General features: G+C 53.4%; 13 protein-coding genes. 8 read left to right on the plus strand and 5 right to left on the minus strand.

Annotated features, from left to right (window positions below):
* From mrdB to lipA, 6 genes are all read left to right on the plus strand, one after another.
* Window positions 1–1,113, plus strand: coding sequence for a peptidoglycan glycosyltransferase MrdB (gene mrdB, locus IAI47_RS14030; protein ID WP_033743010.1), 1,113 nt, complete (start codon window positions 1–3; stop codon window positions 1,111–1,113).
* 10 nt (window positions 1,114–1,123) lie between these two features.
* The gene (rlpA, locus tag IAI47_RS14035) at window positions 1,124–2,221 is read left to right on the plus strand and encodes an endolytic peptidoglycan transglycosylase RlpA (protein WP_008924999.1); all 1,098 of its coding nucleotides are present in this window, start codon (window positions 1,124–1,126) and stop codon (window positions 2,219–2,221) included.
* A 131-nt stretch (window positions 2,222–2,352) separates the two neighbouring features.
* Window positions 2,353–3,564 (plus strand): D-alanyl-D-alanine carboxypeptidase DacA, encoded by a 1,212-nt coding sequence (dacA, locus tag IAI47_RS14040; RefSeq protein ID WP_003854029.1) that lies wholly within the window; start codon window positions 2,353–2,355, stop codon window positions 3,562–3,564.
* Window positions 3,565–3,664: 100 nt separating this feature from the next.
* Complete coding sequence (gene ybeD, locus IAI47_RS14045) at window positions 3,665–3,928, plus strand: DUF493 family protein YbeD (RefSeq protein ID WP_003854030.1); 264 nt, start codon at window positions 3,665–3,667, stop codon at window positions 3,926–3,928.
* Between the two features lie 80 nt (window positions 3,929–4,008).
* Window positions 4,009–4,668: a lipoyl(octanoyl) transferase LipB gene (gene lipB / locus IAI47_RS14050; protein ID WP_008924997.1), complete on the plus strand. Its 660-nt coding sequence runs from the start codon at window positions 4,009–4,011 to the stop codon at window positions 4,666–4,668.
* Between the two features lie 169 nt (window positions 4,669–4,837).
* Complete coding sequence (lipA, locus tag IAI47_RS14055) at window positions 4,838–5,803, plus strand: lipoyl synthase (protein ID WP_003854032.1); 966 nt, start codon at window positions 4,838–4,840, stop codon at window positions 5,801–5,803.
* 122 nt (window positions 5,804–5,925) lie between these two features.
* On the opposite strand, the gene tatE is transcribed toward lipA, so the two are convergent.
* The 4 genes from tatE to cspE all read right to left on the minus strand — a co-directional run bounded on the left by tatE (window position 5,926) and on the right by cspE (window position 8,460).
* Window positions 5,926–6,129: a twin-arginine translocase subunit TatE gene (gene tatE, locus IAI47_RS14060; protein WP_003854033.1), complete on the minus strand. Its 204-nt coding sequence runs from the start codon at window positions 6,127–6,129 to the stop codon at window positions 5,926–5,928.
* Window positions 6,130–6,302: 173 nt separating this feature from the next.
* Complete coding sequence (locus IAI47_RS14065; RefSeq protein WP_033742974.1) at window positions 6,303–7,091, minus strand: deaminated glutathione amidase; 789 nt, start codon at window positions 7,089–7,091, stop codon at window positions 6,303–6,305.
* Window positions 7,092–7,590: 499 nt separating this feature from the next.
* Window positions 7,591–8,022 carry a GNAT family N-acetyltransferase gene (locus tag IAI47_RS14070; RefSeq protein ID WP_003854037.1) on the minus strand — a complete coding sequence of 144 codons (432 nt, stop codon included), beginning with the start codon at window positions 8,020–8,022 and terminating at the stop codon, window positions 7,591–7,593.
* A 228-nt stretch (window positions 8,023–8,250) separates the two neighbouring features.
* Window positions 8,251–8,460 (minus strand): transcription antiterminator/RNA stability regulator CspE, encoded by a 210-nt coding sequence (gene cspE, locus IAI47_RS14075; protein WP_006118399.1) that lies wholly within the window; start codon window positions 8,458–8,460, stop codon window positions 8,251–8,253.
* Window positions 8,461–9,757: 1,297 nt separating this feature from the next.
* Here cspE and IAI47_RS14080 point away from each other — a divergent pair.
* On the plus strand, window positions 9,758–10,003 hold the full coding sequence (locus IAI47_RS14080) for a hypothetical protein (RefSeq protein ID WP_003854040.1): 246 nt from the start codon (window positions 9,758–9,760) through the stop codon (window positions 10,001–10,003).
* Between the two features lie 111 nt (window positions 10,004–10,114).
* Here IAI47_RS14080 and gntT read toward each other — a convergent pair whose 3' ends face one another.
* On the minus strand, window positions 10,115–11,431 hold the full coding sequence (gene gntT / locus IAI47_RS14085; protein WP_003854041.1) for a gluconate transporter: 1,317 nt from the start codon (window positions 11,429–11,431) through the stop codon (window positions 10,115–10,117).
* 292 nt (window positions 11,432–11,723) lie between these two features.
* Between gntT and IAI47_RS14090 the strand changes: the two genes are divergently transcribed.
* Window positions 11,724–12,872: an iron-containing alcohol dehydrogenase gene (locus tag IAI47_RS14090; protein WP_008924995.1), complete on the plus strand. Its 1,149-nt coding sequence runs from the start codon at window positions 11,724–11,726 to the stop codon at window positions 12,870–12,872.
* The last annotated feature ends 41 nt before the right edge of the window (window positions 12,873–12,913 follow it).

A 12,913-nucleotide genomic window follows, 5' to 3' on the forward strand; every position in this document is an offset into this window, starting at 1 on the left:
ATGCAAGATAGTCCGCAGAAACGATCGATCTGGATGCGCATCCACATCGATCCGATGTTTATGCTGATCATTCTCGCGCTGCTGACCTACAGCGCCGTGGTGATCTGGAGTGCCAGCGGACAGGATCCTGGCATGATGGAGCGTAAACTCGGGCAGATCGCGATGGGTCTGGTGATCATGATTGTGCTGGCGCAGGTGCCGCCGCGCGTTTATGAAGGCTGGGCGCCCTATCTCTATATTGTCTGCGTCATCCTGCTGGTGGCAGTGGATGCTTTTGGACAGATCAGTAAAGGGGCCCAGCGCTGGCTCGATCTCGGCTTTGTGCGTTTCCAGCCTTCTGAGATTGCCAAGATCGCGGTGCCGCTGATGGTGGCGCGCTTTATCAACCGCGATGTCTGTCCGCCGACGCTGAAAAATACCGGTATCGCGCTGATTCTGATCTTCCTGCCTACTCTGCTGGTGGCCGCACAGCCCGATCTCGGCACCTCGATTCTGATTGCCGCCTCGGGCCTGTTTGTGCTTTTCCTCTCAGGAATGAGCTGGAAACTGATTAGCGTGGCGGTACTGCTGGTCGCCGCCTTTATCCCGATTCTGTGGTTCTTCCTGATGCACGACTATCAGCGCGACCGCGTCATGATGCTGCTCGATCCGGAAACGGACCCGCTGGGTGCCGGTTATCACATCATCCAGTCGAAAATCGCGATTGGCTCGGGCGGACTGCGCGGAAAAGGCTGGCTGCAGGGCACCCAGTCTCAGCTGGAGTTTTTGCCGGAACGTCATACTGACTTTATCTTCGCCGTTCTGGCCGAAGAGTTAGGGCTGGTCGGCGTACTGCTGCTGCTGGCCCTCTATCTGCTGCTGATCATGCGGGGACTGGTGGTAGCAGCCCGGGCGCAGACCACCTTTGGCCGTGTTATGGCGGGCGGTTTAATGCTGATTTTATTCGTTTATGTTTTCGTTAATATTGGCATGGTTAGTGGTATCTTACCGGTAGTTGGCGTGCCGCTGCCGCTGGTCAGTTATGGCGGCTCCGCGCTTATCGTGCTTATGGCGGGATTTGGCATTGTGATGTCGATCCACACTCACCGAAAAATGTTATCTAAAAGTGTCTAAGAGGCTGCAGATGCGTAAGGAATGGCTTGGCGTTGCACTGGCATCACTGGTTCTGGCGGCCTGTACCACGCCCGAACCCCAAAATACGGCGCCGCCGCAACCGGCTTACAACGGACCGGTGGTAGAGATTCCAGGCGTTGAGCCACGTTATGAGCCAATCAATCCGGGCACCAGCCAGGATTACAGCGTTAACGGCAAAAATTATCGCATCATCAAAGATCCGTCGAACTACAGCGAAGTCGGTCTGGCAACCTGGTACGGTGAAGAGGCACAGGGAAACCGCACCGCCACCGGTGAAGCTTACGATCCCGATGCGCTGACTGCGGCTCACCCTACTCTGCCGCTGCCGAGCTATGTGCGCGTGACCAATATCGCGAATGGCCGTCAGATTGTGGTGCGCGTTAACGATCGCGGTCCCTACACGCCGGGACGCATTATCGACCTGTCGCGGGCTGCCGGTGATCGCCTGAATATCTCCAACAATTCGCGGGTACGCGTCGACTACATCAAGGTCGCACCCGACGGCACGCTCTCAGGTCCCGGCACCATCGGAACCGTGGTAGCCAAACAGAGCTACTCTCTGCCTGCCCGCCCGGATTTGAGTGGCGGCGCGGTGATGAACGGCGGCAGTGCAGCCCCTTCTGAACCGCCTGCACAGAATGTTGAAGCCATCAGCAACAGCACGCTGCAGAGCAGTGACAACATGGGCGCGCCAGTCCAGAGCAGCGGCTTTCTTGGCGCACCCCAGCCATTAGCGAACGGTGTACTGGAAGGTAACGAGCCGCCAGCCGCCGCACCTGCCAGTTCCGCACCCGCAGCCAGCAGTGCTGCTCCCGCAGCAGCCAGTGCCTCGCCTGCAGCCAGCAGTGGTTCTGCCGATGGCTATGTGGTGCAGGTTGGTGCGCTGAACGATCCGGCGCGTGCGCAGCAGATGATGAAAAGCCTGAGCCAGCGTTATGGTGTGCCCGGCAAGGTTGAAAACGCGGGCAACAATGTCTATCGCGTACAGCTTGGTGGTTATGCCTCCCGCGCCGAAGCTGCTGCGCTGCAACAGCGCCTGAGCAGTGAAGGCCAGGCCGCGTCATTTATTACGAACACACGTCGCTGAACCGTGGTTCAGAGCACTGCAGGTTACGTCTGCTAACAACCCAATCATCATGCCCGGTGCCAGAAAATCTGGCATTGGTTATGATGAGTGACATTTTTAACCTCAAACTCACGGATGTTGTAGTCCTACACATGAACACGCTGAAATCATCTCGTTTACTGAAACGCCTGACAGTGGGATCACTGATCGCTATCTCTCTCAGCCATGCTGCTATTGCTGATGACGTCAATCTCAAGACCATGATTCCGGGCGTGCCGGACATTGATGCCGAAGCGTATGTCCTCATCGACTACAACTCAGGCAAAGTGCTGGCAGAGAAAAACGCCGATGCACGCCGCGATCCTGCCAGTCTGACCAAGATGATGACCAGCTATGTCATTGGTCAGGCCGTGAAAGCGGGCAAAATTCATCAGGATGATCTGGTGACCGTCGGCCCGGATGCCTGGGCGACCGGCAACCCGGTGTTTAAAGGTTCTTCGCTGATGTTCCTGAAACCAGGCGATCGCGTGCCGGTTTCACAGCTGACCCGTGGCATTGTCCTGCAGTCCGGTAACGACGCCTGCGTTGCGATGGCTGACTATGTCGCTGGCAGTCAGGATGCCTTTGTTAACCTGATGAACAACTACGTCAAAGCGCTTGGCCTGCAGAATACCCACTTCGGGACCGTTCATGGCCTGGACGCGGAAGGTCAGTACAGCTCCGCGCGCGACATGGCGTTGATCGGCCAGGCGCTGATCCGCGACGTACCGGAAGAGTATGCTGTTTATAAAGAGAAAGAGTTCACCTTCAATAATATCCGTCAGATGAACCGTAATGGTCTGCTGTGGGATACCAACCTGAACGTGGATGGGATCAAAACCGGTCATACTAACTCAGCCGGTTACAACCTGGTGGCGTCAGCGACCGAAGGCCAGATGCGCCTGATCTCCGCTGTGATGGGCGGTCATACCTATAAAGGCCGTGAAACTGAGAGCAAGAAACTGCTCACCTGGGGCTTCCGTTTCTTTGAAACTGTTGCGCCACTGAAAGCAGGCAAAGAGTTCGCTTCTGAGCCAGTCTGGTTCGGTGATAATGACCGTGTACAACTGGGCGTGGAAAAAGATGCTTACCTGACCATTCCACGTGGCCGTATGAAAGATCTGAAAGCCAGCTATGTGCTGACCAATACAGAACTGCACGCGCCACTGAAGAAAAACCAGGTTGTGGGCAGCATCAACTTCCAGCTGGATGGCAAAACTATCGAACAGCGTCCGCTGGTGGTGCTGAACGAAGTTTCTGAGGGTGGTTTCTTTGGCCGTATCGTTGATTACATCAAACTGATGTTCCATCACTGGTTCGGTTAAGCGTAAGGGGTGATTGAAAAATCACCCTTCTGCCCCCATTACAGGATATTATGATGCTCCCGCTCAGGCGGGAGCCTGTTTTTTATGCACCGGAGTTAATATGAAAACCAAACTGAATGAGCTGCTCGAATTTCCTACCCCGTTTACCTACAAAGTAATGGGTCTGGCGCAACCGGAGCTGGTTGATCAAGTGGTTGAAGTGGTGCAACGTCATGCGCCCGGCGACTACAGCCCTGAAGTTAAGCCGAGCAGCAAAGGCAACTATCACTCCGTAAACATCACTATCACCGCCACCCACATCGAGCAGGTTGAACGCCTGTACGAAGAGCTGGGCAACATCGAAATCGTGCGGATGGTCCTGTAATTTACGGGTCGGCAAGGCGCCTCTGCCTGACGGTTTGCCGACGTTATTCTTAACGTTATTTCCTTTAGCGGGCTATCGTTTTGTCAGTTGAAACCCTCTTTGTCCGTCAGTCCGGTCTGTGCGACTGGCAATCTGTCTCCGACGCCATGCATCACTACACCGACCAGCGCGATGACCAGAGTCGTGACGAAATCTGGCTGGTCGAGCATCCTCCGGTCTTTACGCAGGGTCAGGCGGGAAAAGCGGAGCATCTGCTGATGCCAGGCGATATTCCGGTGGTGCAGAGCGATCGTGGCGGTCAGGTGACCTATCACGGGCCGGGACAGCAGGTGATGTACGTCCTCATCGATGTGAAACGCCGTAAACTCGGCGTGCGCCAGCTGGTGACCATTCTGGAAGAGACGGTGATCGCGACGCTGGCAGAGTTCGGCGTCAGCGCCCGCGCCCGCGCGGATGCCCCCGGCGTTTATGTCGGGGAAGAGAAAATCTGTTCACTGGGATTACGCATCCGCAAAGGCTGTTCATTTCACGGCCTGGCGCTGAATGTGGCCATGGATTTATCTCCTTTCCTGCGCATCAATCCCTGTGGTTACGCCGGGATGAGCATGACACAGTTGAAAAATTTTGAGCCAGAGGTGACAACGGAGCAGGTACGTTCTCCGCTGGTCAGCGCCTTTGCGCGGCTGTCAGGTTATGAAAATGTTGAATGGATATCAGGCGATCTCCCTGTTAAGCCTTAACGCAGAATGCGAATTTACAAATATGTAACGTATCCGTGCTGACTGTGGCTGCTTCGCAGGCGATGTGATGATATAATTTTTGCACTTTTTTCAAATAAAGTTGAAAGCCCCCTTCCCGGTTTGAGTGGGAACGCTTTCAAATCGCAATCCGACCGGAACCTGCTGATTTATGAGTAAACCAATTCAGATGGAACGCGGCGTCAAATATCGTGACGCAGACAAAATGGCGCTGATCCCGGTGAAAACCGTGGCTGTTGAACGGCAGGAGATGTTGCGTAAGCCGGAATGGATGAAAATCAAGCTGCCAGCTGACTCCAGTCGTATTCAGGGCATTAAAGCCGCGATGCGTAAAAACGGGCTGCACTCAGTCTGCGAAGAGGCCTCCTGCCCTAACCTTGCTGAATGCTTCAACCACGGTACTGCCACCTTTATGATTCTTGGTGCTATCTGTACCCGTCGTTGTCCGTTCTGCGATGTGGCACATGGCCGTCCTAATGCGCCTGATGCTAACGAACCGGCAAAACTGGCGCAGACGATTGCCGATATGGGCCTGCGCTACGTCGTGATCACCTCTGTTGACCGCGATGATTTACGTGATGGCGGTGCACAACATTTTGCAGACTGTATCCGCGCGATTCGCGAAAAAAATCCCACGATTAAAATTGAAACACTGGTTCCGGACTTCCGTGGCCGCATGGACCGTGCGCTGGAAATTCTCACCGCAACGCCACCGGATGTGTTTAACCACAATCTGGAAAACGTACCACGCGTCTACCGCCAGGTGCGGCCGGGCGCTAACTACGAATGGTCACTGAAATTGCTGGAGCGGTTCAAAGAAGCGCATCCGGATATCCCGACCAAATCGGGTCTGATGGTTGGGCTGGGTGAGACCAACGCCGAAATCGTGGAAGTGATGCGCGATCTGCGTCGCCACGGTGTCACCATGCTGACTCTGGGCCAGTATCTGCAGCCGAGCCGTCACCACCTGCCGGTTCAGCGCTACGTCAGCCCGGCTGAATTTGATGAGATGAAAGAAGAAGCGATGGCGATGGGCTTCACCCATGCCGCATGCGGTCCGTTTGTCCGCTCTTCCTATCATGCGGATATGCAGGCCAAAGGCGAAGAAGTGAAATAAGCCGGCCTCCGCTATCAGAAGCCTGAACAACAAAAAACCAGACTGGAAACAGCCTGGTTTTTTTATGCGTGCCTGACGTTGCCTGAAATAAAAAGTAACAGTTATTTTCAGCAAATAACCGATTAATCTTTATGAACGACGCGTTCTGCCGGTACGTCTTCAGCGGTTGTTCGGGTTGCGCTGGTATCTTCGTCTTTCATGGCTTTTTTGAAGCCCTTAATCGCGGAGCCCAGATCGCCGCCCAGTGAGCGCAACTTGTTGGTACCAAAAAGCAGTACGATAAGCGCACCGATAATCAGCAGCTTGGCAATACTGATACCTTCCATATTTAACCTTTCAACTTATTCAAATCACGGTGACTGTTATTTACGCGCAGTTTGCCTGCGGCGACAACTGGAATCTGTAACAGAGTGAGATCTCAGAGAGGCCGATTAAGTATGCACAAGTGCCAGCACTCAGCGTTTTGCTCGCTTTGTCGTCATGGATTTTTATCCTTAGATCACTTGAGTTCAGGACGCGCAAAGCGCCGGTTCTCCAGTACCGGCAGCATCTGTCGGGCATAGACGACGCGTTCCGGGTCGAGTTCAGCAAACAGTAGTGTCGGGGACTCCGCGGCATTCGCCACCGCTACCCCCAGCGGGTCGACCACCAGACTGTTGCCAATATTGCGTGGGCCACACTCGCCCACCGCCACCATATAGCAGGTGTTCTCCAGCGCGCGGGCACGGGTCAGTAAATCCCAGTGCATCTCTTTCAGCGGGCCTTTCACCCATGCGGCAGGCAACACAAGCACTTCTGCACCGTCCAGCGCCAGTCGTCGTGCCAGTTCCGGGAAACGCACATCATAGCAGGTCATTAATCCGACTTTCATACCCGCAACCTCAATCAGCGGTGGAATGACATGGCCTGGATTGACCCGTTGCGATTCCTGCACGGCAAATGCATCGTACAGATGCAGCTTTTCATAGGTGGCAATAATTTCGCCGTTGCGGATAGCCACCAGTACATTGAGCGCTTTATGCTGGTCACTGGGGACATGGACGCTCATTATAGTGGTCAGCGCATTATGCTCACTGGCAGCCAGCAACTGTGTGATAAAAGGGCCATCCAGCGGCTGTGCGGCTTTCACCACTAAATCGGGATCGGTATTATCGCGCGCCAGAACAGCTTCTGGCAGGACCAGCAGATCCGCTTCTCCCTCTGCTGCCCGCTTCATCAGAGCCAGACAGCTATCAGCGTTCTCCTGCCATTCACGGCTGACCGCAAATTGTCCCAGTGCAACTTTCATCATCTCTTTCCTCCCCCAGCGACCAGAAGTGTCACTTCCCGCGTCACTCATCAGTGATTAAGCCCTTGCAGAGAATGCTCGCATCCAGAGCCGGCGATCGTTGTCTGTTCTCTTTAAAACGAACCTGATCGCCGCTTATTCCTGCGCTGTGCTTCGGCATTGTACAGCCAGTGCAGTGTCATCCTGTTTTCTTTTATACCGCCATAGCCTTTAAGCGCTATCGCTCGCCGCCCTTAATACCGCTAACAGCTTCAGTGCGTGTTCTGCGTGGACGCCGTCCCGATGGGTATGCAGAGAGTGTCTGCATCACGTGAGGTAACGGCGCTAATCAGCAGTCGGACAACTGTTTATGCTGTCCTGAAACCAGATAGGAAGCAGAAAGTGCTGGCAAAGAACAAATGCTGTGGTAGCAGGTCAGCAATAATCCCTGTCGCCAGCCTCAGGGATGAACAGCGGGAGATGATTGCCGAGGCACTGGTCATCGCCTTAGGACGGGAATTTAACCCGCTTGCAGATTTTTAATGAGATAACAGGGTGATTCAGCATAACCCTCGCGCGCGTAAAACTGATTCGCCTTGAGCCGTGATTGATGGCAATGGACTTCCATACGATCGCAGCCACGGCGGGCTGCCAGCGTTTCGGCATATTGGAGCAGTTGCTGGCCGACGCCTTTGCTGCGCTCACCTTCCGCAATACAGAAGTAACTGATGCGGGCGAAATCACCGGCCAGGGCCAGCTGAGGAATAAAATGAAGTGAAAGGAAACCCAGAACCTGACTGCCCAGTTCAGCCACTAACAGCGCTTCACTGGGATCGCTGCATAACTGCGCCAGACGCTGCTCAATGAAACTTTCAGTGCCGCCGTAGCCTAACTCACTCAGCAAGGCACTCAACGCAAAACTGTCTCTCAACTCCGCATGCCGTATGTTCATCCTGTCTCCTCACTCATCGGGTTCTGTAGCACTGTTATATAGCGTCGCAGGCTAAAAAGCTGCACAGCTGGTTGTTATAAATATGTTACGAGGATTTATTGTGAACCGCCGCGCAGTTTGTGCGCCCCTGGGGACAATTCAGAAGGTTACGATGTGAGGGATGAAGCGCAGATTACAGCCATAAAAAAACCCGCCATAAGGCGGGTTTTTAGAATTCTGACTGTTAACTTACAGACTGATAACGTTAGCAGCAGATGGGCCTTTAGCGCCGTCGGTGATTTCAAACTCTACGCGCTGACCTTCAGCCAGAGTTTTGAAGCCGTTGCTCTGGATTGCAGAGAAATGTACGAATACATCTTTGCTGCCATCTTCAGGAGTAATGAAACCGAATCCTTTAGATTCATTAAACCACTTAACGTTACCTTTGATCTTAGACATCTATATTACCTTTACATGAAAAATGGACACTAAACTGTGTCGGGGTCTAGTACAGCAATTGCTGAGGGATTTGTCCAGCATGATTTGATGAAAAAGTGATAAATATCGACTTTCCGTACATGCATCACACTTTCCTGCTTTTCGACTTGCGAAACACTCATCAGCAGGGATCAGACGTATGGCCTGTGCCTTCCGCTAACCTGCTGGAAAGGCGAACCTTTTTGATCTTTAACACCGTGACGTTTTGAGGTTAAAAAGGAAAATCTTATTAAGACGTATTCCTGTTATTACTGATAACAACCGTCTCAAAACAGTTATTTTTTATCGTCCTGCGGGTAGTAAACCTCAGCATAAAAATCCGATTTCCCTGCTTCCGGAGGCCGCCGTAACGCATCTGGTTATTTAATGTGCAGTTGATCGCAAATTCCTATCCGCCGAAACGACTTTTTCTCAGACAATATTGAGACTGCTGTGCCATTGCCCCCAGTGAGAGCAGGCAACCTGCTGATATTTTCACCAAAAGCAGGCAAACCTTGAGAAAGATCAATGAAGTGCTTTTTAGTGTCCGGATTCGCATCTGGCAACAAACAATTAACGTTATGAGCAACTACTTTTCTTATGGCGAGCCGGAATAATATTACCCGGCAATAGATTACGTCCGCTTAACCGGTGAGGGGATAGCTTCCTTCCGGGCAAATGAAAAGGAGAGTGAGGCACAGGATGGTGATGAAGATACGCTGCAGTCAGTGCGGAAGCACCCGATTCGTTTTTACGGAGTATCACGAGGAAGAGCACAACGTTCATGGTGCCCGCTGTGCGAACTGTAAAAAATGCCTGGATTCCCAGGATCTGCTGCCCACGACGCCGATGGATCCCATTACACAGTGTCTGCTGGCCAGCCAGAAAACAGTTCGGGCACCTGATTAGGTGCCCGTTGTCGCTGAAGCTTTTACAAAAATCAGAAAATCAGTTTGAACACCCCTGTCAGGGTCAGCAGGCCGACGATAAAGATAATCGCGATAATCCACAGAATAATTTTCATTTCCTTTTCCCTCACTGATTAGACACGTTTCCTGTAGGCAGTATAGACAGGAATATTTATCGCGCCGCTTCACTCAGGCTTCAATTGGTCAAAAGTTCACCAATCCTGCTCTTTATTTGCTTTCTGGGATAGCGATCGCAACACCAGTTTTTACCGGCACTCTTTTTTCGTTTTAAAGAATACTCCTGGCTAAAATTTATGCGGCAAGGCAGGCCTCAATAGTGATGAGACTGAAATGAGTCGCGAGGAGATCTTATGAGCACGATTAATACCAGCATGGGCCGCTACAGCCTTAAGGCCAAAAACAGCGGTAACCACATCAGAGGTTCTTTCGCCATCAACGATGAAGGCGGCACGCAGCTCTCTATGCAGGAGTTTGACGAGCACTATCTTGATGATGTGGTGAATAACGTGATCTACCCGGTCACTGGCGGCAACCGTGAAATTGCACGTGCGCTGCGGGAAGAGATGGTGAAAGCCGGTTTTGAACCGCCTCACTAAGGCGTCAGAATTAAGTGACAGCCTGGGCCGCACTTGCGGCCCTTTTTAGTTTTAACGTCGTGCACCCGGTCAGAACAGAGAGCCGCTGACAGATTTGCCAGCGACGACAGGTTAAATCACCCAGGAGAGCAACAGGCAACCCACCAGGCCACAAACCGAAATAATGGTTTCCAGCGCAGACCAGGAGCGAATGGTTTCGCCAATCGTCAGGTTGAAATACTCTTTGAACAGCCAGAATCCAGGGTCGTTAACATGAGAGAAGATCACGCTGCCGGACCCCACGGCGATCACCATCAGTTCCGGGCTGGCGCCACTGGTAACAATCAGCGGTGCAACAATACCGCCGGCAGTAATCGCTGCTACCGTGGCAGAGCCCAGCGCAATACGCAGCACTGCGGCAATCGACCACGCCATAAAGATGGGTGACAGCTGCGTTGAGTGCATCATGCTGGCGATATATTTATCTACGCCACTGTCCACCAGCACCTGTTTAAAGGCACCGCCACCACCGATGATCAACAACATCATGGCAATGATTTTGATCGAGTCGGTCAGGGTATCCATCACCTGTTCCATCGTGCGGCCACGATTCAGTCCAAAGGTGAAGATGGCAATCAGCACCGCAATCAGGGTCGCCATGACCGGGTCGCCAAAGAACTCCGCATAGGGCAGCAGCACGTGGCCTTTTGGCAGCAGCATCTCCGCCACGGCACGCAGCGCCATCAGCACCACTGGTACCAGTGCCGTCCAGACACTCACGCCAAAGCTGGGCATTTCCGCTTCGGTAAACGTTTTCGGGTTATAGAGCCCCTGTGGAATCGGTTTATCGATATTTTTCAGGAAACGTGCGTAGACCGGACCTGCCAGAATCACCGTAGGGATACCCAGCAGCGTGCCAAACAGCAGCGTTTTACCCATGTCTGCGTTAAACAGCGTGGCAATGGCGGTTGGACCCGGATGGGGCGGAAGGAAACCGTGCGTCACGGACAGAGCAGCGGCCATCGGCACCCCGACATAGAGCAGCGGCACACGCGCCGACGCCGCCACGCTGAATACCAGCGGCAGCATCAGTACAAAGCCGACTTCATAGAACAGCGCAAATCCGACAATAAAACCGGTCAGCACCAGCGCCCACTGAATGTGCTTTGTGCCGAATTTCTCAATCAGGGTGGTCGCGATACGTTGCGCCCCGCCGCAATCGGCCAGCAGTTTACCGAGCATGGCACCAAAGCCCATGATCAACGCCAGGCTGCCCAGCGTGCCACCTACACCCGCTTTGATTGAGGTAATAACTTTATTCACCGGCATGCCCTGCATCACGCCGACGGCCAGCGCCACCAGGATCAGCGCGATAAATCCATTGAGCTTAAAGCGAATCATCAGCAGCAACAGTAGCGCGACGCCGATCGCCACATAGAGTAATGGCATAGCTTTTCTCCACCTTGTGCACCGAACGGAATACGGTGTCGATTTATTATCATGATCCCCGTAGGGCGACAAAACAGTGCCTTTGTAAGATGTTTACACATCCCGACAAACGCTGTTACCGATAACATGTTAAGGGTAACATCCGCAGGAAAGCATCACCCCGCCGACGGTGAATTTCTGTTTTGCGAAGGTGATCAACTTTTTGCCGATGCGTTATTAGAAAGTTTGCCAGTGTCGACGCCGCGCTTTTCGTTACACTCAGATTTTAGTGAAATGTAAAAAGGATGCACTGGTGAGTGAGAACCTGAGTGAGCTGTACAGTAATCAACGAACCCTTTTTGGCCGCGGTAGTCTGGATAAGCTGGTGCCGCTGCTGGCCGCCCGTTCACAGCCTACCCTGCTGTTTTGCGGACAATCTTTCCTGCAGGGCCCGGCCTACGCCCGGCTGAAAGCTGGCCTCAACGATCACATTATTGGCTACGAAATTGTCAGCCATGAAGCCTCACCCACTGAAATTGATGGCTGGGTTGCGCGCTGGCGCGGGCATGTTGATCGGGTAGTCGCGATTGGTGGAGGGAGTGTGCTGGATGCGGCGAAAGCGTTCAGTGCGATGGTACAGCATCCTTTACCTGTCGCCCGTTATCTGGAAAAAGTGGGTGACACCGCCGTTCAGCCCATCACGTTGCCGCTGATTGCTGTTCCGACTACTGCCGGGACAGGCAGTGAAGTGACGCAAAATGCGGTGGTAACCGATCAGCAGGACATTCAAATCAAAGCGTCATTGCGCCACCCGGTGTTTGTGCCAGAGGTGGCGATTCTTGACCCGGATCTGCTGAAAGGTGCACCTGACTCTGTGCTGGCGACCTGCGGAATTGATGCCTTTACCCACCTGTTCGAAGCGTATCTCTCCAGCAAAGGCAATCTCTTCACCCGACAGCTGGCGCTGACCGGTCTGCGTCAGTTTATTCAGGCCTGGCCTGCACTCAATCGCGAGGATGCGGTTGGTGATGAGGCACGAGAAGCGATGATGATGGCGTCGTGGCTGGGAGGTGTCAGTCTCAGCAGTGCGGGTCTCGGCGTGATCCATGGTATTGCGGGAGAACTGGGGGCGATAAAACCGTTCCATCACGGAGAAGTATGCGGACGGCTTCTGTTTCCGTTCCTGGATCTGTTGTCTGATAGCGAGCAGCCGCTGCAGCGAAAGCTGATGGCCGAGCTACACCCACAACTTTTCAGCGAAACCACGGATTCACCGGCACAGTTTCTGAAGCAGTGGCTGCAGGCGCAGTCGATCACCCCGTTCTGGCAGGATGGCACCACACTGAGCCGCACCCAGGTCGAGTGGATTCTGGCGCGTGCCAACAGCAAAAACTCGCTGGTAAATTACAGCCACGAACAGATGCAGACGATGATTACGCAGGCCTGGCAAATCACGGCGTGATCAACGCGAATCTCGCTTCCCGGTTCCGGCAATTCTGACCT

The sequence above is a fragment of the Pantoea sp. MT58 genome, assembly GCF_014495885.1.
GTDB lineage: Bacteria > Pseudomonadota > Gammaproteobacteria > Enterobacterales > Enterobacteriaceae > Pantoea > Pantoea eucalypti.